Origin of the sequence: Mesorhizobium sp. M0062 (genome assembly GCF_040323125.1) — a bacterium.
GTDB lineage: Bacteria > Pseudomonadota > Alphaproteobacteria > Rhizobiales > Rhizobiaceae > Mesorhizobium.
This window is the reverse complement of the sequence record NZ_JAMYUO010000007.1, coordinates 122,881-141,382: the sequence shown is the minus strand read 5'-3', so window position 1 is coordinate 141,382 and position 18,502 is coordinate 122,881. Positions and strand designations below refer to the sequence as shown.

The window sequence follows — 18,502 nt, the reverse complement described above, 5'->3', positions numbered from 1 at the left end:
CAAACCGGCACCCCATTTTTTGGGATCATGCTCTAGACGACCCCGGCTGGGACCGTTACGCACTTGGTGATGAAAGCAGCCGAGAAGGACGGATTGCAGCAAAGCTCAGCGATGGCGCGGCTGCGTGACAGGCTGCGCAAGCTCTATCACGGACGCACGCCGGCGGCGTTCCGGTTTCAACTGGCGGCGGTCATCATCGACCTCGCCATCATCGCCTTCTTCGTTGCCACGCCGGTGCTCCAGGACAAGCCGTCATTCCTGTGGCTCGACTATACCGTCGCCGCATTGGTCGCCGCCGACCTGATTGCCCGGCTGTTAGCCTCCAACGACATGCTGCGGCTGATGAAACAGCCGACATCCTGGGTCGATGTCTTCATCCTTTTGACGCTGCTGATGCCGACGGCGCTGGCAAATCTGGCGTTCCTGCGCATCCTGCGGCTGTGGTCGCTGTCGCGCAGCGGTTCGCTGTGGCAGCATTTCGAAATGCGTGGCTTGAGGCCCTGGCGCGAGGCGAGCCACGCGGTCATCAACCTGTTGACGTTCCTGTTCGTCATCACCGGCTTCGTCTACACCTTCTTCTTCCGCACCGGCGCCGGCCTCGAAAACTACATTGATGCGCTGTATTTCACCGTTGCCACGGTGACGACGACCGGTTTCGGCGACATCGTGCTGCCGGGGATCGCCGGCAAGCTGACCGCGATCGCCACCATGATCATCGGCATCTCGCTGTTCGTCAGACTGGCGACGGCGATTTTTCGACCCGCCAAGGTGTTCTTTCCCTGTCCGCAGTGCGGACTGCAACGGCATGAGCCGGACGCCGTGCACTGCAAGGCCTGCGGGCATCTTCTCAACATACCGGATGAGGGGAATTGACCGACCGCTCCGAGGCCGCGACCTCGGCCGGCTTTGGCGCCTTGCGCTGCAGGTTGAGCAGGTTGCCCATCAGGATCAGCAGGGCGCCGCCGGCTGTAAAGATGTCGATCTGTTCGCTGTAGAGCAGCCAGCCGATCAGCGCCGACAGTGGCACGCGCAGGAAATCCATCGGTGAAATCACCGTAGCGTCGGCATAGGTGAGGGCACGCGCCATGCAGAAATGCGACGACATGCCGGTGAAGGCAATCAGCAGGATCCATGGCCAGAGTTCGAGCGGTGGGTTGCGCCATTCATAAAGCGCCGGGATCAGGCCGACCACTGACTGGATGATCAGCATCCAGAAGATGATGCGCACGACACTGTCCGTGCGGGTCAGCGACTTGACCAACACCACCGATACGCCAAAGCACACGGCCGCGCCGAGAACGACGAGGTGACCCGGATCCATGGAGCCGACGCCGGGGCGAACGATGACCACCACGCCGATCAGGCCAAGCACGACCGCCGCAATTTTCGGGCGGGAGAGCCTTTCGCCAAGAAAGGTCACCGCCAGGATCGCGGTCCAGATCGGCGTGGTGAATTCGATCGATATGAGCACCGCAAGCGGGATCAGCGTCAGCGCATAGAGCCATGCCGCCTGGCCCGTATAGTGGATGACATTGCGAGCGATATGGGCCAACGGGCGCTGCGTGCGCATTGCAGCGAATCCGCCGCTCATCGTCACCAGCGGCAACAGGATGAAGAAGCCGATCACCGAGCGCAGTTCCAGCACCTGGAAGACGTTGAGCTCGGCGGTGGTTGCGCGGCCGGCGACCGACATCGCCAGAAACGAGGCGATCGACAGCGCCATCCAGAACGCGGCTTTGGGGATCGATGGGGAAGGTGCCATAGGCGCTATGTCGCAAGCCGGGACTTCTATCGCAACCGTTAGGCGACGCATTCGACTGGGCCAGACCCGTTGCAAAACAGCCATGCTGGAAGTGGAACCTGACGCAACGGCAGGCGTTGGTTCCCGGTATTGGCCAATTGCTGGACGCATCGTTTCTTCAACATCAACGGGGGAGAGATTCCGATGAAATCATTCGCGCGGTTTCTGCTAGCCGGCTGCCTGGTAACTGCAAGCGCCACGGCCGATGCCGACGAGGCGAATTTTCTCAGCTCCTTGCAAGGGAATTTCTCCGGCAAGGGGACAGTCAAGGTCACCACCGACGCACCGACGGTGAATGTGTCCTGCACCTTCAATTCCGACGCGACCTCGAGTTCATTGTCGCTTGACGGCAATTGCCGTGGTCTTGTCGTGGTGACGCGCGCCATCAGCGCCAATCTGAAGGCCCGCGGGGCGAAGTATACTGGCGTCTATGTCGGGTCGCGCACCGGGCCGGCACAGCTCGCCGGCAGCCGTTCCGGGAACGCGATCAGGGTCGGCATTCGGTGGGCGGCGGTGGTCATTGGCGATCGCAAGGCGGGGTTGACGGTGGCGAAAACCAGCGGCGACGGAATGCGGTTGACCGTTACCGACGTCGATCCGAAAACCGGCAACAACGTGGTGACGAGCCGCATCGATCTCAAGCGTATCTAAGCCGTCTCACTCCTCGATCGGCTCCGGCGGGTTGGCGTTGCGGCCTTTACCGAAGGTGTAGCCGGTTTCCACCGCCTTCTTGCCGAACTTGTCGCGCAGCGTATCGATGGCGCTTTCGGCCATGGCGCGCTTGCGCGAGCCGACGTCGACGAGATCGGGCGGATCGGCCTTCTCGTCATCCGAGAGATCGCTGACACCGATGCCGAGCAGCCGGTACTTTGTCCCGTCCGCCTCCTTGCGCAACAGGTCGAGCCCGGTCTGGAAAATACGGTCGGCCAGCCTTGTCGGGTCGCCGAGCTGGCGGTTGCGGGTGCGCAGCTTGAAATCCTGCGTCTTCAGCTTCAGCACCACGGTGCGCCCGGCAATGCCTGACTTCTTCAGCCGCGCCGAGACCTTTTCCGACAATCCCCTCAGCACTGGAACCAGTTCGCCCATTTCAGCTATGTCGGTGTCGAAAGTGGTTTCGGCCGACACACTTTTCGCATCCTGGTCGGGATCGACACGGCGGTCGTCCTGGCCGCGCGAGAGATGGTAGAGCCGGGTGCCCATCACGCCATAGCGGCGCATAAGATCGGCGCGCTCCATGCGCTGCAACTGGGCGATGCTGCGGATGCCGTCGCGTTCTAGCGTTGCGGCAAAAGCCTTGCCGACGCCCCAGATCAGCGTCACCGGCTGTTCGGCCAGGAAACCCAGCGCCTCGGCTTCGCCGATCACCGAAAAGCCGCGCGGCTTGCGGAAATCGGAGGCAACCTTGGCCAGGAACTTGCAGTAGGAAAGGCCGGCCGAAACGGTGATGCCGATTTCCTTTTCGACGGTCTGCGCAAAGCGTGCCAGCACCACTGCCGGCGGCATGCCGTGCAGGCGCTCGGTGCCGGCGAGGTCGAGAAACGCCTCGTCGATGGAGAGTGGCTCGACCAGCGGCGTCAGCGCCTGCATCAGCGCGCGGACCTCGCGGCCGACGCGGACGTATTTCTCCATATTGGGCGGGATGACAACCGCTTCCGGACAGGCTTCGAGCGCCTTGAACATCGGCATTGCCGAGCGCACCCCCTTGATGCGGGCGATGTAGCAGGCGGTGGAGACGACGCCGCGCTTGCCGCCGCCGATGATCAGCGGCTTGTCCTTCAGCGCCGGATTGTCACGCTTTTCGATCGCCGCATAGAAGGCGTCGCAATCGATATGCGCCAGATGCAGCTGGTAGAGCTCGGGATGGCGGGTGAGTCGAGGGCTGCCGCAACGCTCACAGCGCCTGGTATCGCTGCGCTGAAAGGTCAGGCAGTCGCGGCAAAAACCGTGCTCGGGATTGTTGACAGGGGCCGCCATCGCTGCGAACATAAAGAGAACAAATGCAATGGTACGTCAGGACGGAAGCCGCCACAAGCGGTTAGCCGGGAGAGAACTCATGAGCACCACCATAGCGCCGCTGGCGCCTGACCTGTGGGCGGATTTCGAGGATCTTTTCGGCAAGCAGGGCGCCTGTTACGGCTGCTGGTGCACGCATTTCCGGATGGCGCCGGCGGTCCGACGGGCCAGCGACAAGCAGCGCAACAAGGATCTTATCAAGGGGCGCATCGAGGCCGGGCCGCCGCCGGGGCTTTTGGCCTTCGAGGACGGCCAGGCGGTCGGCTGGATGCAGATCGGTCCACGCGCCGACGTGCCCGAATGGAACAATCGGGGCCGGGGCTCGGCGCCGGCCGATCCAACCGACGCCGTAGATCCCGGCGTCTGGGCCATCTCCTGCTTCTTCATCCGCGCCAGCGCGCGCGGCCGGGGCGTCAGCCACCGCCTGGTCGAGGGCGGCATCGCTTTTGCCCGCCAGAACAAGGCGCGGCTGGTCGAGGCGTGTCCGATCGACGTGTCGCGCGATTCGCGTTCGATCGGGCTGTTCGTCGGCTCGTCGCGTGTGTTCGAAAAGGCCGGCTTCGAGCGGCTCCTCGAACGCAAGGCCGGCCGGCCGCTGATGCGGCTTGTGCTGTAGTCCAGTCGTGTTGTTACTGTGACGATATCTCACTATCGATGTTCGAAGCGGTTTTGAGTTCAGTGATTGAAGTGGGGGTTAACATGAAGCGTGTTTTGCTATTTGTCTTGCTGCTCGCATTCGGCACGCCAGCCTTGGGGGCAGGCCCTCGATAGTCAAGGTGCGAAGCAGCTATCGGATGATCTGTCGCGGTATATCGGCAAGAAGGCGCTCGACAGCGGCATTTTGAAGATCTCGGTCGATGGGAATGCCTACCGGATAGGCTTCGACTTCAACTCGGTCCTTAGGGCAAATCCCATTAAGGACCCGCTGACATTCAATCTCGCGCCCTTTGCGATACTGGTCAAATCGCGCAGTGACGGCAGCTGGAGCGTTTCGTCAGATTTAACGCCCAACGCCTTCGTCGATGTAGAGGACCGCACGGGGTGCGGTTATCCTCATGGCACCGAACTGATACTTTGGCAAAAAATTGTTGAACTATCCGTTATATACTCCTATTTTAACGACTGAAAACGGGAGTTTGGCATGCTTTATCGGCTTGAGATTGAGAACTTTCAATCCATTCGAGACCTGCAGATCATCGACCTGGCGGCAGCTGGAAACGCCCCCGACGATCCCCTCCGGCTGGCGCCGCTGTGGAAAGGCGCGACTGCAGTGGCGCCCAAGGTCGTGGGGATTTTCGGCCCCAACGCGTCGGGCAAGTCGAACGTGCTTCGGGCGCTGTCCTTCCTGGCCTGGTTCATCCGCGATAGCTTCCAGATTCAACCAGATACAGCGCTACCGTTCTGGCGCTTTAACGACGCCGAGAGCGTGGGCAAGCCGACGCGCCTTGCCATCGAGCTGGGAGGCGTCGAGGACATTGACCGCGTCGAGGACGCCGATGCATCACAATGTCGCTACCTCTACGAGGTGGTGATCGGCGGTGGCGCGATGAAGCACATCATCGAGCGCGAAGTTCTCTCCTTCCAGCCGAGCAGGTCTCGCCGCGCTGTGAAGCTGTTTCACCGCGACGCCGAAGGCAAGGTGACGGCTGGCAAGGACTTCAAACTTGCCGGCTTTCGCCCCGCGCTGGAGAAGATTCTCCGCCCCACCGTCAGCGTCATCTCGACATTGGCCCGGCTGGAGCATCCGTATTCCAAGGCAGTTTGGCAGGTGACGGAGGGTGTGAAAAGTAATATCCTCGTGGAGCGGAGCGACCCGTCGGATGACCTCGTCGCCCGCAACTACCTTGCAAATCCATGGCACGTCGAACGCTTCAACTTCGAAGTTCAGCGTGCCGATATCGGCGTGCGCAACATCGAAGTTCGCCAGGGCGAGACTGGCCCGGCGATGTTCTTCCATCACGAGGGGCTCGTAGGACCGCTACCGCCCGCTTTCGAGAGCAATGGCACGCGGCAGTTCGTGAAGGTCTTTCCGCTGGTTCTCGAAGCCCTGGCGAGGGGTGGCCTCGCCGTCATCGACGAGCTTGACGCGGCGCTGCATCCGGTCCTGCTTGCGGAGATCGTCAGCTGGTTTCACGATCCCACGCGCAATCCGCGCAATGCACAGCTGTGGATGAGCTGCCAGAACACCACGCTGCTCGACGAGCTGTCGAAGGAGGAAGTGCTGTTCTGCGAAAAGGACAGGCACGGGCGCACCAGCGTATTCCGGCTGCGAGACGTCAAGGGAACGCGCCGCACCGACGCCTTCTCCCGCAAATATTTGGGCGGCGTTTACGGCGCCCTGCCGCAGATCGGTTGAGGGGCAGCGATGCCGCGCCGGCCCCCAAGGAAGCGCGTCTTCGTAGGTGCGGAGGGTGACAGCGAGCGAGCCTACATCCGCATGGTCAGCGCTATCCTCGAAGAGCGCCGTCAAGACTTTCACCTCGACATCGTGCTCCTGAACGGCGGTGACCCAAAGAGCATGATGCAGTTGGCTGAAAAAGAGATCAGGCGACGGGACCTTGGCGGGAAGGACGCCTATGTGGCGCGCTTCGCCTTCCTCGACCGGGACCGTCTGATTCAGAATGCGGTCCGTGGGCAGCAGGCAATTGCCTTGGCGAACCGACTCGGTATCAGCGTGATCTGGCAGGTGCCTTGTCACGAGGCAATGCTGCTGAACCACCTGCCCGGATGTCATTTGCTGCAGCCCCAAACGACGGCAATCGCCACGCAGCGTGTTCATAAGGAGTGGCCAGAGTACGTGAAGCCGATGACCGCGATGGGATTAAGAACAAGGCTAGACCGTGATGCTGTTCTCCGTGTCGCAGCAGTTCACCCCCAACTGAATGGCTTTCTTCATGCCATTGGCTTTATGTAGCGGGCCCTCCCCGTCGATGGCTCTAATTCCACTCACCCTAAAGTCCATGGAAGCCGAGCCGGTCAATGAGCTGCCCAGCTGCAGGGGGAGATGCGGATTTCACGGGACTTTTCGTCACGAAACACCCCAGATTGCCCGGAATATCCCAATCTTGTTCCACCCATCGTGTTCGTCACGTGCGGTAAACTACTGAAATAATGATATTCGTTTGTCGGCAGGGCACGCCTATCTTAGTGGAGGCTCTACGACTGCTGGTGCACCTATATTTCAGACAGGCGCCGGCGGCGCGGCGCGCGAGCGACAAGCAGCGCAACAAGGATCATATCAAGGCGCGTATCGAGGCCGGGCCGCCGCCGGGGCTTTTGGCCTTCGAGGACGGCCAGGCGGTCGGCTGGATGCAGATCGGTCCACGCGCCGACGTGCCCGAATGGAACAATCGGGGCCGGGGCTCGGCGCCGGTCGATCCAACCGACGCCGTAGATCCCGGCGTCTGGGCCATCTCCTGCTTCTTCATCCGCGCCAGGGCGCGCGGCCGGGGCGTCAGCCACCGCCTGGTCGAGGGCGGCATCGCTTTTGCCCGCCAGAACAAGGCGCGGCTGGTCGAGGCGTGTCCGATCGACGTGTCGCGCGATTCGCGTTCGATCGGGCTGTTCGTCGGCTCGTCGCGTGTGTTTGAAAAGGCCGGCTCGAGCGGCTTGTCGAACGCAAGGCCGGACGGCCGCTGATGCGGCTGGTGTTGTAGGCGGCAGCAATCCATAGGTCTTGTCTTGCGGCTGTGATGGTATTTTCCTACCAGTGGTAGAAGCGGTTTTGACGACTGCAATAAAGTGGAGGATCGATATGAAGCGCGTTTTGCCATTCGCTTTGCTTCTAGCCTGCAGTGCGCCGGCGCTTGGGCAGACGGTCGACAGCGAGGGCGCCAAGCAGCTTACCGACAATCTGGCGCGCTATTTCAGCAAGAAGCCGTTCGAGATCGGATTTCTGAAGGTCTCGGTCGAAGGCGACGCCTACAAGCTCGCATTCGATTTCAAGCCCGTCGTGGAACTCTTGGCAAAACAGGATGGCCTGAAGCTCGATCTCACCCCTTATACGCTGTTGACCAAACCACGCAGCGATGGCGCGTGGGATGTCTCAGGCAATCTGGCGCCGGAAGGGTCGATGGAGTTCAACGGCCCTCAGGGGCCGCAAAGCATGAAGATGTCTATCAAGGGCGGGAAGTTCGTTGGTGTCTACGATCCCGAGTTGGCGGCTTTCAGCAGCGCCACGTCGTCACTTGAAGGCATGAATATGACGTCGCAGGACGCCAGGCAGCGCACGGAGATGAGTTCTGGTGCTGGAACCGCCACAATGAGCGCTACCAAGGGCGCAAATCGCGGTGTCGATTTTAGCATGGTTCAGACGATTGCCGATTTTGCAGAGGTCATCACGATCGACAACCCCAACAGCGGGCAGAAAATCCCGCTGACGGTCAAGTCGCCCGAATTTTCGGTCGACGCGAAAGGCAAGGGGCTGCGCACGAAGCCTATTCTGGACCTGTTGGCTTTCGCCGTGGCCAATGAGGACGAGGCGAAACTGAAAGCCAATCAGGCGGAGCTCAAGTCGCATCTTCTGACCGCGCTGCCGATATGGGAGCGGATTGATGGGGCTTACAGTCTCAAGGATTTCAGCGTCGGCAGCCCGATCGGCAGTTTCGGCGCAGCAACACTCGGCATCGCCTTCGGCATGGACGGTGTCTCGCGCAACGGAACGATCAGCTACGGGATCAAAGCGTCTGGGCTCTCGATACCGCAAAATCTTGTTCCAGCCTGGAGCGTCGCGCTGTTGCCCACCGACGTCGACCTCAATTTCGGTGGGGCCAACATCGATCTCGACACAATGGCCAAGAAGGCTATCGAGGCCTTCGATCTCAACAACAACCCGCCGCTTTCGGCGGATTTCGGCGACGGCCTGAAGAAAGATTTTCTGGCGAACGGCCCCAAGATCCTCATCGGCCACAGCACGGTCAAGGGCGGCGGTGCCGAAATCGGGCTGGAGGGCGATATGACGTTTCCCGATGGCGAGAAGCCCGATGCCAACGTGACAATCGACGTGACCGGCTACGACAAGATCGTGGCAAGCCTGCAGGAGGCGGCGAAGACCGACCCGCAGGCCTCACAGGCTTTTACCGGCGCCTTGGCCATCAAGGGATTTGCCAAGACGCTGCCGGATGGTCGTATCGAATGGGTGATCAACGCCAGGCACGATGGGTCGGTGACGGTCAACGGCGCCATGCTGAAGGGGCCGGATCCGGTCGTGGAAGACAACACCGATCAGGATGCGATCCCTGGCGAGGGCAACAATGGCGGAGCAGGGGCGAAGCTGCAGCCTTGATCGCCAAGCTTGGAGGCGCTTGGGCTTAAAGCCCGAGCGCGCTCGCGATCTTCGGCGCGGCCTCGTGCCAGTCCTCGACGGAGATGATGTCGTCCGGCACCGGCGGCAGGAAGGCGCGCAGCGAATTGTCGGCCATCAGGTGGAAGAGATGGGCGTCGGCAACCGAGTTGCGTGCCGAGATGAGGTTGGCGGGCTGGTCGTCGACAAAGGCTACCGGCCGGCCGTTCTTGCCGCGCAGTTTCGCCACCGCCGGTCCCTTGGCCATTTCGGTGGTCAACAGCGGATAGGGCAGACCGAGCGCATCGAGATGGGCGCGGCGGGCGGCGCGATGCCGGTGCGGCATGGCGGTCAAAAGGACGATCTCGGCGCGGTCGCCAAGGCTGGCAAGCGCTTGTTCGGCACCATCGGTGACGCTCTGCCAGTCGGCCTGCGTATCGAAGAAATCTCCGAGAAGTGCCGTCACCTCCGGCTGTTCGATCAGCCGGCCGCTCGCCGTTTCGGCAATGTTGCCGGTGAGGCGGAAGGAGGCCAGGGTCAGGCCGAAGCCGCGCGATTTCAGGAAATGCGGAAACGGCCGGATGAATTCGAGCACGACATCGTCGACATCGAGGATCAGCAGAGGCCGGTCGTCGGCTGCAAGTTCGGCGATCTGGCGTGCCGTCTCGGGATCGTCGCTCATATCGAATGCTCATGGTCGTCGCCGCCAAGAGGCAGCGCGCGCAACGCCTTGCCGACTGAGGCCGGCGGAGTGTCGGTTTCCTCGGCAAAGCGCAGCAAGGTCGGCTCGTGGGCGAGGATGAACTGCAGCACGCCGGCAAGGAATCCCGGTTCGGCCGCGGCGCGGCGGATGGCGGACGCCTCGATGCCGGTGATGGCCAGGAAGCGCGGCAGGAGTTCGGGGTCGGCGGCGACGAAGCCCAGTGCCTTCACGGCAATGGTTTCCGCTTCCTCGCGCATTGACGCTGCGTTTGCCATCACTACTTTCTCGTTGCGGAAATGAGTCTCTTTTCCGCAGTAATCGCAAGCGTCGCCTGCGGCAAGCCACAGCCCCGATCCAATGTGGTTTTCGAGGTGGAATCCGAATGGCTTTTGCCGCTTCGGGTTTGCATTTCGTCAATCATATTGCCTTAAGAGTGAGCGAGGGTTTGGTGTGCTTCGACAAAGGCGCATAGCGGCAGGGCTTCGGGCAGAAGCCTGGCCGGGACGGGAAATCGATGCCTAAGAAGGTCATGATCGTCGAGGACAACGAGCTCAATATGAAGCTCTTTCGCGACCTCATCGAAGCCAGCGGTTATGAAACGGTGCGCACGCGCAACGGGCTCGAGGCGCTCGATCTGGCGCGCCAGCACAGGCCCGACCTGATCCTGATGGACATCCAGCTGCCCGAAGTGTCGGGGCTGGAAGTGACGAAATGGCTGAAGGAGGACGACGACCTCCATTCCATTCCGGTCATCGCCGTCACCGCCTTCGCCATGAAGGGCGACGAGGAACGCATTCGCCAGGGCGGTTGCGAGGCCTACATCTCCAAGCCGATCTCGGTGCCGCGTTTCATCGAGACCATCAAATCCTATCTCGGTGATGCCTGATGCCTGATGCCTTCAGCCGGAGCCTTGTGACATGACCGCGCGGATCCTCGTCGTCGACGACATCCCTGCCAATGTCAAACTTCTCGAGGTTCGGCTGCTGGCCGAATATTTCGAGGTGTTGACGGCCTCCAACGGGCCGGACGCGATCGAGGCCTGCGAAAACGGCAAGGTCGATGTCGTGCTGCTCGACGTGATGATGCCCGGCATGGATGGGTTCGAGGTCTGCAAGCGGCTGAAAAGCGATCCGGCGACCGCGCATATACCGGTGGTCATGGTGACCGCGCTGGGCCATGTTGCCGACCGGGTGCGCGGCCTCGAGGCAGGCGCCGACGACTTTCTCACCAAGCCGGTCAACGATCTGCAACTGATGACGCGGGTGAAGAGCCTGGTCAGGCTGAAGTCGCTGACCGACGAGCTGCGGCTGCGCGCATCGACCACCCGCAACATCGGCATCGAGGCGCTGTTGAGCCGCAGCTTCGCGTCGGAGGACGCCACGCCGAAGGTGCTTTTGATCGACGAGCGCAAATCGTCGTTCGAGCGCATCCAGAACATGCTGCGCGGCAGCGCCGAGCTCGACATTGCCACCGATCCGCATGCCGGCTTCTTCCAGGCCGCCGAGGCGCCCTATGAGTGCGTGCTGATCTCGACCGGTTTTACCGATTTCGATCCGCTGCGGTTGTGTTCGCAATTGCGTTCGCTCGACCGCACCCGCTTCCTGCCGATCATCCTGATTGCCGACGAAGGCGAGGAGGGCCGCATCATCAGAGGCCTCGAACTCGGCATCAACGACTATCTGATGCGGCCGATCGACCAGCAGGAGCTGACGGCGCGGCTGCGCACGCAGGTGCGCCGCAAGCGCTACAATGACCAGCTGCGCGCCAGCGTCACCCAGACCATAGAGATGGCGGTGACCGACGCATTGACCGGGCTGCACAACCGCCGCTACCTCGACAGCCATTTGCAGACGCTGTTCGACCGCGCCGTGGCGCGGCGGCGGCCTCTGTCTGTGATGATCACCGATCTGGACCGCTTCAAGACCGTCAATGACTCGCATGGCCATGATGGCGGCGACGATGTGCTGCGCGAGTTCGCAAGGCGGCTGCGCAAGAACGTCAGGGGCATCGACCTTGCCTGCCGCTTCGGCGGCGAGGAATTCGTCGTTGTGATGCCGGACACGGACGGCGCGGTGGCGGAGAAGGTTGCCGAGCGCATTCGCGCCGAAATCGCCCAGCTGCCCTTTGCCATCGGCCCTGAAGGCAAGGCGATCGAAGTCACGGTCAGCGTCGGCGTGTCATCGGTTCTGAAGGGCGCGGACACGGTCGCGGCGTTGATGAAACGTGCCGACGTGGCGCTCTACGAAGCCAAAAGTGGCGGCCGCAACCGGGTCGTCGCCAAGGCAGCGTAGGCTAGACCACCGATTATCCAGTCAATCGGATAGGGTTAGGAATTTACCTTAATCCAAGCGATTCGGCAGGCTTGGTTAAGAAACTATTGATTTTCAAACATTGTTGCGCAAATGTGCGGTGCAAGAACAAGGGCGATGCGGGCACGAGGGTAGACAGCCGCATCGCTTCGCCGAATACCCCATGATGCTCAGGTCCGCCGCATCTCCTGGGTCCGTGGGGTCGGCCGGCCGGCGCTGGCACATAGTGGCCTCCTCGTACCGCTGCCATACGCCGACCGGCCCCCTTTTTTGCCAAAAAATGAGATGAGCACTTCGCGCCAAACAGCGGAGGGTTCTGGCTTTTCGGGGCCTTGAATCAAAAACGCCGCCCGAAGGGGCGGCGCTTTTGACAGAGCGTATGAAAACCAGATTACTTGATCTTGGTTTCCTTGAACTCGACATGCTTCTTGGCGACCGGGTCGTATTTGCGGAACGACAGCTTGTCGGTCTTGGTACGGCTGTTCTTGCTGGTCACGTAGAAGAAACCGGTGTCGGCGGTCGACAGAAGCTTGATCTTGATGTTTGCGGCTTTGGCCATTGTATCAGTCCGTTATGTTCGTGGGGTTTTGGCCGCTGGAGCGGGGGAAAACACCCGGACGCGGGAAACTTGGCGCGACACATAAAGAACGTGCCCGGAAAGTCAAGCCCGACGCCTTGCCTCTGTCGTAAGCACATGAGTTGTCCGGATTAGGTAGCACGTGAGTTGTCCGGTTTTATCATCGGCGCGATGGAGGCTGAGGACGAGACGGACAGCATGGCTATGGGCCGGCGAATGCCGGGACGCAGCGAAGCGGCGGGTTGGGCAGGGTGGATTGTCACCCCCGCCCAATTCTTCGCAGGCTCAGGGCGTTCGAATCTCGAAAAACCAAGCAATTGGCTTTTCGTCCGCTACGGACCGCTTCTCACCTCACAACGGGAGAAGGTAAGGCCGGTGCTTCCCCTCAGCGGGGCCGGATTTCTAGGCTTCTTCCTTAACTGGAAGCGCTTTCTTCCAGTCCCCGGTGGTGTTCCACCAGCAATTCGGATTGGCGCGGTCGTCCAGGCCCTTGGAGCGGCTGGCGAGGATTGGCTGGATGCGGATCACCGGCTCCTGGTAGGAATGCGCCTGGAAAATCGCCTCGACGACGCGGGCGGCGAGCGCCTGGTCGTCGGGCAACTCGAACGAGACCTCGACGGTGCCGGGGCGGCGGCGCAGTTCGGTTTCGATGCCGGCGGCTGCACCTTCCAGCGGTCGGTAGCGTTCGATGCCGTGCGCGGTTTGATAGGCGTTGCGGTCGTATTTGCCCATTGCCAGCGGCGCGATCGCGACCACGGCGTCCATGATGCGGTCGACATCGGCTGCCGGGGCCTGGAAGCTGACAAGCAGCAGAAGCGTCATGCGCAGAGATGTGGTTTCAAAGCCGCTGTCGATCATCGCCGTATCCTCAAACTCGGGTTTTTTGGGACACCCTTTTAGCTGAGGTCTCCTGACACGGTTCTGTCAGCAGCGGCGACATCCCGTCAGGATTGCGCAGGCTGGCGGGCGAACAGGCTACCAGATCTTGCGGACCAGCCTGGCGCTGACCAAGGCGATATAGGCGGCAAAGAACAGGCCGAGCGACCAGCCGAAGCCGGAGGGCCCGAAGGCATCCATGCCGATGCCGATCGCCTGCGGGCCAAGCACCATGCCGACGCCGTAGCAGAGCACGAAGGCGGCATTGGCCGAGGCCAGTTCATGGCCGGAGAGCTGCGAGCCCAGATGGGCAAGGCCGATCGTGTACATGGCGGCCACCACGCCGCCCCAGACGAACAGAAGCGCCGCCATCAGGTGCCAATTGCCGGCGAAGAACGGCATGAAGATGGTGCCGGCAAGTCCGACCGTGGCACAGGCCAAAAGCAGATAGCGGCGGTCTGAGACGCGGTCGCTGATCATGCCGATAGGGATCTGCAACAGCACGTTGCCGAGGCCGATCATGGTGAGCAGGAGGGCTGCATCCGCCTCGGAATAGCCGATGCGGTTGCCATAGACGGGGAACAGCGCAAAGCCGCCGGTCTCGACGGCGCCGAACACCAGCACGGCGGCGGTCGCTGTCGGCACCAGCCAGATGTAGCGCAGGAAGTTGCTGGTTTCGCCGTCAACCACGATTGCGGGACTTTCATTCCGTGCGGCCAGCACCGGGATTGCGGCCAGCGCGACCAGGACGATGATGACGCCAAACGGCAAGAAGCCGGTGCTGCCGATATGGGCGAAGATCCATGGCCCGGCGGCGAAGCCGAGCGACAGCACTGTGGCGTAGATGCCGAGCACCAGGCCGCGCCGGCGCGGCGGCGCCGAGGTGCTGATCCAGAATTCCGACAGGATGAACAGCACCGTCAGCGCGATGTGCAGCACGACGCGTAGTGGGAACCACATCCAGAAGTCCGGCGCGAAGTGGAAGCCGACAAAGGCGAGCGCGCCGGCGGCGATCATGGCGATCATCGTCCAGGCGACGCCGAAGCGCATCGCCAGCGGCGTGGCCAGCGGGGCGCCGGCGATCGAGGCAAGGCCGGCGACCGCGGTGTTGAGGCCGATCATCGATGCCGAGTGGCCGCGGCTCTCGAGAATAACGCTGAGCAGCGGCATGCCGAGGCCTATGGCGATGCCGACGACGCTGATCGACGAGATCGCGGCGATCATCGGTAGCCAATGTACGCGCTCGTCGCCCTCTTGCTGGGTATCGACCGTCATGTGATGCCTGAATACTCTGTCTGTTTGATATTGCGTAATTCCGGACGGAAAACCGCGTCACACTTTTCCTGGAATTGCTCTAAAGAATTTCGCGAACGAAGCGGTTGCGGACAAGCCGGTAGAACGGCACGGACCCACCGGGTCGCAGGCGCGGATCGCCGGCAAGCCGCGTCTCCAGCTCCTGCAAGATCGTTCGGGTGATCTCGGGGATATCGGCCTCTCTGGCCTTGGCGAGCGGCAGCCAGACCAGTTCTTCCAGCTCATTGGTCGGGCCGCCACCCGGCAGTTCCACGGCGACATCGCTGCGCCAGGCGCTGAAGAAGCGGGTGTCGAAACGACGCACGCGATTGGGCGGGGTGATGGCGCGGGCAATGAAGCGCAGCGGCGCCAGCGAAGGCTGGACGCCGTGCTCGACAAAGCCCTGCCAGTCGCGTTTGTCGGTTGCGAACGAGCCTTTGCGGCCGATGAGCAGGCCGGCTTCCTCATAAGTCTCGCGGATGGCCGAGAGCGCGATGGCACGGGCCCGCGACGGGCTGATGCGGCCGACGCCGGCGGTCAGCCTGGCTTCTTCCTCCGGAAGCAATGGGGTGGCAACGGCAATGCGGCTGTCGGCCGAATCGGTGCGGCCGCCGGGAAAGACGAACTTGCCGGGCATGAAGGCGTGGCCTGCATGGCGCCGGCCCATCAGCACCAGAATCTCGTCGTCCTCGCGGTCGAGCAGGATCAGGGTGGCGGCATCGCGCGGGCGTATGGGCAGGCCGCTGTGGGCGGCTGCGCCACGGTCCATCCTGCTGACTTCCGCCTTGGTCATACCTTCCATGCGCAGGACCTAGCGGAAACTTCTGGCAAACGAAAGTGGCCTTTCACGGTCGGCATGTTGCGCCAGGCGACATTGCCCTGACGCAAACTAGGTTCCGGGATGCGGCTCGGTGCCGTCTTTTTCGCCGCCGAAGCCGTGCATATAGAGCGCCCATTGCAGTCCGATGACGGCGCCCTTGACCGGTTGCAGCAGAGCGACCGACAGCACGATGGTCAACGGCACCCAAATGGCGATGTGCTGCCACATGGAGAGCGTCGACGTCGCCTCGACGCCCATGAAGGCGCCGAGAACGATGTGGCCGACGATGACGATGACGAGATAAGCGGGCAGGTCGTCGGCGCGGTGGTGGTGGAACTCCTCACCGCACGCGGCGCATTTGTCGACGCTTTTGGTGAAGCCGGCGAATAACCTGCCTTCGCCGCAATGCGGGCAGCGGCCAAGGGCGCCGCGCTTCATCGCCGTCCACAGCGGGCGGGCGACTCGGCCCGAATGATGTTCGCCGCCGAAAACCTGCTTCTGGATTCCCATTTCGCTTGCCATTATCGTCTCCTGCCGCGCGACCCCGGGCGCGATTGCGACGCGCGGGCGCGGCCTTTTGCCTTGTGAAACGACCGTTTGGAGCCGGGCAGGGGCTTCGGGTCGGTCAGCATCTCGAAACGCATCGCGCCGGCCATAGGCGCCACCTCGATCAGGCGAACCTCGACGCGGTCGGCAAGCTGATAGCCCTTGCCGGTGCGTTCTCCGAACAGCGATCGCGCGGTTTCGTCATATATATAGTAATCGCCATCCAGACTTGACACCGGGATGAAGCCATCTGCGCCAAACTGCGGCAATTGGACAAATAGTCCCGATTTGGTGACGCCCGAAATGCGGGCGTCGAAGCGGCCGTCGATGCGCTCGGCGAGGTAGGCGGCGATCAGCCGGTCGACGGTGTCGCGCTCGGCCGCCATGGCGCGGCGCTCGGTGCCCGAGATCAGCACCGCGACGTCTTCCAGCCGCGTCTCTTCGTCCTGCGTCAGCCCGCCGGGGCCGAGCCCAAGTGCGGCAATCAGCCCGCGATGCACGATCAGATCGGCATAGCGGCGGATCGGCGAGGTGAAATGCGCGTAGCGCTTCAGGTTGAGGCCGAAATGGCCGATGTTCTTGGGCGAATATTCGGCCTGACTCTGCGAGCGCAGCACCACTTCGTTGACCAGCCCCTCATTGTCGGCGCCACGCACGCGCTCGAGAATGCCGTTGAACTGGGCGGGCCGCATCTGCGCGCCACGCGCCAGCGACAGGCCGAGCGACTGCAGGAACTCGCGCAGCGATTCCTGCTTGGCCAGCGACGGCGCATCGTGGACGCGGTAGACCAGCGCCTGCTTCTTCGCTTCCAGCGTTTCGGCGGCGGCGACATTGGCCTGGATCATGAATTCTTCGATCAGCTTGTGGGCGTCGAGCCGCTCCGGGACGATGACGCGGTCGACGGTGCCGTCCGGCTTGAGCAGGATCTTGCGCTCCGGCAGATCAAGCTCGAGCGGCTGGCGGCCATCGCGGCCGCGCTTCAGGATGGCGTAGGCGTCCCACAGCGGCTTCAGCACCGTATCGAGGATCGGGCCGGTCTTGTCGTCAGGAAGGCCGTCTATCGCGGCCTGGGCCTGCGGATAGGCGAGCTTTGCCGCCGATTTCATCATGACGCGGTGGAAGGTGTGACGCAGCTTGCGGCCATCGGCGGCAAAAATCATGCGCACGGCAAGCGCGGGACGGTCCTGGCCTTCGCGCAGCGAGCACAGGTCGTTGGAGATGCGCTCTGGCAGCATCGGCACGACGCGGTCGGGGAAATAGACAGAATTGCCGCGTTTCAGCGCCTCGCGATCGAGTGCGGTGCCATAGCGGACATAGGCCCCGACATCGGCGATCGCCACCGTGGCGATCACGCCGCCCGGGTTCTTCTCGTCGAGGTCGGGCGTGGCGAAGACGGCGTCGTCATGGTCCTTGGCGTCGGCCGGGTCGATGGTCACCAGCGGCAGGTCGCGCCAGTCCTCGCGGTGAGCAAGCGTCGCCGGTTTTACCGCCTCGGATTCGGCGATGACATCGGCCGGGAAGATATGCGGAATGTCGTGCGCGTGGATGGCGATCATCGAGACCGCCTTTTCGCTGGTCAGCGAGCCCAGCACCGCCAGCACTTTTGCGCGCGGCAAACCATACCGGGAGGCCCGCGCCGGCTCGACCTCGACAAGGTCGCCGTTCCTGGCGCCGTTCTGGAATTCCTTGTCGACGATCAGTTCGGGCTGGCGACGTTCGACCGGCTCGATTCGGAAGGTGCCGTCCCTCAGGATACGGAAGACGCCCAGCACGGCATCTGTCCGCTTCTCGAAAATCTTCATTACGCGGCCCGTATAGGCAGGCCCGGTCGCATCGTCGGTCGGGAAGGTCTTGGCCAGCACACGGTCGCCAATGCCCGGCTGCGGGCCATTGCCGCCGCGGGAGACGCGGATCGAGATGACCGGCGGTTCGCCGGTGCCGACGGCCTCCGCCGGATGCGCCAGCAGGATGCCGTCGCCGTCGCGGCCAAAAATGTCGAGTACGGCGACGTGCGGCAGAGCGCCGACGCGGGCCAGCCGCTTGCGCTCTTTGGTCAGGATGCCTTCGTCCTGCAGGTCGCGCAGAATGTCCTTCAGCCAGATGCGGTCGTCGCCGCGCAAGGCAAACGCCTTGGCGATGTCGCGTTTTCCCGCGCGGTCGGGGTTCTCGGCGATGTAGCGCAGGATTTCGTCACGCGAGGGCCTGTAGTCGTCCATGACCTTGGCCCTCGTGTCGGCGGTGCGCGGATCGCCGTGGCTTCTACCGGTGATCCTGCGCGCCACG

19 protein-coding genes and 1 pseudogene are annotated in these 18,502 nt (G+C 62.6%); 10 read left to right on the top strand and 10 right to left on the bottom strand.

Features of this window, described 5'->3' with window-relative positions; all coding sequences use genetic code 11:
- The first annotated feature begins 69 nt into the window (after positions 1–69).
- Positions 70–873 (top strand): potassium channel family protein, encoded by an 804-nt coding sequence (locus NKJ64_RS11420; RefSeq protein ID WP_023753322.1) that lies wholly within the window; start codon positions 70–72, stop codon positions 871–873.
- Here the strand turns inward: NKJ64_RS11420 and NKJ64_RS11415 are convergent.
- Complete coding sequence (locus tag NKJ64_RS11415) at positions 848–1,762, bottom strand: DMT family transporter (protein ID WP_023753321.1); 915 nt, start codon at positions 1,760–1,762, stop codon at positions 848–850. The two genes, NKJ64_RS11420 and NKJ64_RS11415, sit on opposite strands and share 26 nt — an antisense overlap.
- Positions 1,763–1,945: 183 nt before the next feature.
- Here NKJ64_RS11415 and NKJ64_RS11410 point away from each other — a divergent pair, with 183 nt between their 5' ends.
- Positions 1,946–2,452 carry a hypothetical protein gene (locus NKJ64_RS11410; RefSeq protein ID WP_352462566.1) on the top strand — a complete coding sequence of 169 codons (507 nt, stop codon included), beginning with the start codon at positions 1,946–1,948 and terminating at the stop codon, positions 2,450–2,452.
- A gap of 6 nt (positions 2,453–2,458) precedes the next feature.
- Here NKJ64_RS11410 and NKJ64_RS11405 read toward each other — a convergent pair whose 3' ends face one another.
- A complete protein-coding gene (locus NKJ64_RS11405) occupies positions 2,459–3,787 on the bottom strand; it encodes a DNA polymerase IV (RefSeq protein WP_023667579.1) in 1,329 nt (442 codons plus the stop codon).
- Positions 3,788–3,854: 67 nt separating this feature from the next.
- Here NKJ64_RS11405 and NKJ64_RS11400 point away from each other — a divergent pair, with 67 nt between their 5' ends.
- From NKJ64_RS11400 to NKJ64_RS11375, 6 genes and pseudogenes are all read left to right on the top strand, one after another.
- Positions 3,855–4,430, top strand: a complete 576-nt coding sequence (locus NKJ64_RS11400; protein WP_286488413.1) for a GNAT family N-acetyltransferase — start codon at positions 3,855–3,857, stop codon at positions 4,428–4,430.
- Positions 4,431–4,520: 90 nt separating this feature from the next.
- Entirely contained in the window at positions 4,521–4,940 is a 420-nt protein-coding gene (locus tag NKJ64_RS11395; protein WP_023753319.1) for a hypothetical protein, read from the top strand.
- A 15-nt stretch (positions 4,941–4,955) separates the two neighbouring features.
- Positions 4,956–6,170, top strand: coding sequence for an AAA family ATPase (locus NKJ64_RS11390; protein ID WP_023753318.1), 1,215 nt, complete (start codon positions 4,956–4,958; stop codon positions 6,168–6,170).
- Positions 6,171–6,251: 81 nt separating this feature from the next.
- Positions 6,252–6,728, top strand: coding sequence for a hypothetical protein (locus NKJ64_RS11385; RefSeq protein ID WP_156933735.1), 477 nt, complete (start codon positions 6,252–6,254; stop codon positions 6,726–6,728).
- 243 nt (positions 6,729–6,971) lie between these two features.
- A pseudogene (locus tag NKJ64_RS11380) lies at positions 6,972–7,470 on the top strand (GNAT family N-acetyltransferase); the annotation flags it as partial.
- Between the two features lie 98 nt (positions 7,471–7,568).
- Positions 7,569–9,098: a DUF2125 domain-containing protein gene (locus NKJ64_RS11375; protein ID WP_023753316.1), complete on the top strand. Its 1,530-nt coding sequence runs from the start codon at positions 7,569–7,571 to the stop codon at positions 9,096–9,098.
- 25 nt (positions 9,099–9,123) lie between these two features.
- On the opposite strand, the gene NKJ64_RS11370 is transcribed toward NKJ64_RS11375, so the two are convergent.
- Together NKJ64_RS11370 and NKJ64_RS11365 are read right to left on the bottom strand one after the other, a co-directional pair.
- A complete protein-coding gene (locus NKJ64_RS11370; RefSeq protein ID WP_023701190.1) occupies positions 9,124–9,777 on the bottom strand; it encodes a hypothetical protein in 654 nt (217 codons plus the stop codon).
- Complete coding sequence (locus NKJ64_RS11365) at positions 9,774–10,073, bottom strand: DUF3572 domain-containing protein (protein WP_023688310.1); 300 nt, start codon at positions 10,071–10,073, stop codon at positions 9,774–9,776. Before NKJ64_RS11365 ends, NKJ64_RS11370 begins: the two co-directional genes overlap by 4 nt.
- Before the next feature lie 239 nt (positions 10,074–10,312).
- Between NKJ64_RS11365 and NKJ64_RS11360 the strand changes: the two genes are divergently transcribed.
- Positions 10,313–10,684, top strand: coding sequence for a response regulator (locus NKJ64_RS11360; RefSeq protein ID WP_023667574.1), 372 nt, complete (start codon positions 10,313–10,315; stop codon positions 10,682–10,684).
- Between the two features lie 31 nt (positions 10,685–10,715).
- Positions 10,716–12,089, top strand: a complete 1,374-nt coding sequence (locus tag NKJ64_RS11355) for a PleD family two-component system response regulator (protein ID WP_023753315.1) — start codon at positions 10,716–10,718, stop codon at positions 12,087–12,089.
- A 409-nt stretch (positions 12,090–12,498) separates the two neighbouring features.
- Here NKJ64_RS11355 and rpmG read toward each other — a convergent pair whose 3' ends face one another.
- The 6 genes from rpmG to rnr all read right to left on the bottom strand — a co-directional run bounded on the left by rpmG (position 12,499) and on the right by rnr (position 18,501).
- The gene (rpmG, locus tag NKJ64_RS11350; RefSeq protein WP_006201775.1) at positions 12,499–12,666 is read right to left on the bottom strand and encodes a 50S ribosomal protein L33; all 168 of its coding nucleotides are present in this window, start codon (positions 12,664–12,666) and stop codon (positions 12,499–12,501) included.
- 420 nt (positions 12,667–13,086) lie between these two features.
- Positions 13,087–13,542, bottom strand: a complete 456-nt coding sequence (locus NKJ64_RS11345) for a YqfO family protein (protein WP_023753314.1) — start codon at positions 13,540–13,542, stop codon at positions 13,087–13,089.
- A 117-nt stretch (positions 13,543–13,659) separates the two neighbouring features.
- Positions 13,660–14,835 carry an MFS transporter gene (locus NKJ64_RS11340; RefSeq protein WP_023828667.1) on the bottom strand — a complete coding sequence of 392 codons (1,176 nt, stop codon included), beginning with the start codon at positions 14,833–14,835 and terminating at the stop codon, positions 13,660–13,662.
- 79 nt (positions 14,836–14,914) lie between these two features.
- The gene (locus NKJ64_RS11335) at positions 14,915–15,655 is read right to left on the bottom strand and encodes an NUDIX hydrolase (protein WP_023828666.1); all 741 of its coding nucleotides are present in this window, start codon (positions 15,653–15,655) and stop codon (positions 14,915–14,917) included.
- An 87-nt stretch (positions 15,656–15,742) separates the two neighbouring features.
- A complete protein-coding gene (locus tag NKJ64_RS11330) occupies positions 15,743–16,195 on the bottom strand; it encodes a DUF983 domain-containing protein (RefSeq protein WP_027050375.1) in 453 nt (150 codons plus the stop codon).
- On the bottom strand, positions 16,195–18,501 hold the full coding sequence (gene rnr, locus NKJ64_RS11325) for a ribonuclease R (RefSeq protein WP_352462563.1): 2,307 nt from the start codon (positions 18,499–18,501) through the stop codon (positions 16,195–16,197). Before rnr ends, NKJ64_RS11330 begins: the two co-directional genes overlap by 1 nt.
- Position 18,502: the final 1 nt, after the last annotated feature.

Coding starts and splice junctions, on each gene's coding strand:
- NKJ64_RS11420 (WP_023753322.1), top strand. CDS start 70: ATGAAAGCAGCCGAGAAGGACGGATTGCAGCAAAGCTCAGCGATGGCG.
- NKJ64_RS11415 (WP_023753321.1), bottom strand. CDS start 1,762: ATGGCACCTTCCCCATCGATCCCCAAAGCCGCGTTCTGGATGGCGCTG.
- NKJ64_RS11410 (WP_352462566.1), top strand. CDS start 1,946: ATGAAATCATTCGCGCGGTTTCTGCTAGCCGGCTGCCTGGTAACTGCA.
- NKJ64_RS11405 (WP_023667579.1), bottom strand. CDS start 3,787: ATGTTCGCAGCGATGGCGGCCCCTGTCAACAATCCCGAGCACGGTTTT.
- NKJ64_RS11400 (WP_286488413.1), top strand. CDS start 3,855: ATGAGCACCACCATAGCGCCGCTGGCGCCTGACCTGTGGGCGGATTTC.
- NKJ64_RS11390 (WP_023753318.1), top strand. CDS start 4,956: ATGCTTTATCGGCTTGAGATTGAGAACTTTCAATCCATTCGAGACCTG.
- NKJ64_RS11385 (WP_156933735.1), top strand. CDS start 6,252: ATGGTCAGCGCTATCCTCGAAGAGCGCCGTCAAGACTTTCACCTCGAC.
- NKJ64_RS11375 (WP_023753316.1), top strand. CDS start 7,569: ATGAAGCGCGTTTTGCCATTCGCTTTGCTTCTAGCCTGCAGTGCGCCG.
- NKJ64_RS11370 (WP_023701190.1), bottom strand. CDS start 9,777: ATGAGCGACGATCCCGAGACGGCACGCCAGATCGCCGAACTTGCAGCC.
- NKJ64_RS11365 (WP_023688310.1), bottom strand. CDS start 10,073: ATGGCAAACGCAGCGTCAATGCGCGAGGAAGCGGAAACCATTGCCGTG.
- NKJ64_RS11360 (WP_023667574.1), top strand. CDS start 10,313: ATGCCTAAGAAGGTCATGATCGTCGAGGACAACGAGCTCAATATGAAG.
- NKJ64_RS11355 (WP_023753315.1), top strand. CDS start 10,716: ATGACCGCGCGGATCCTCGTCGTCGACGACATCCCTGCCAATGTCAAA.
- rpmG (WP_006201775.1), bottom strand. CDS start 12,666: ATGGCCAAAGCCGCAAACATCAAGATCAAGCTTCTGTCGACCGCCGAC.
- NKJ64_RS11345 (WP_023753314.1), bottom strand. CDS start 13,542: ATGATCGACAGCGGCTTTGAAACCACATCTCTGCGCATGACGCTTCTG.
- NKJ64_RS11340 (WP_023828667.1), bottom strand. CDS start 14,835: ATGACGGTCGATACCCAGCAAGAGGGCGACGAGCGCGTACATTGGCTA.
- NKJ64_RS11335 (WP_023828666.1), bottom strand. CDS start 15,655: ATGGAAGGTATGACCAAGGCGGAAGTCAGCAGGATGGACCGTGGCGCA.
- NKJ64_RS11330 (WP_027050375.1), bottom strand. CDS start 16,195: ATGGCAAGCGAAATGGGAATCCAGAAGCAGGTTTTCGGCGGCGAACAT.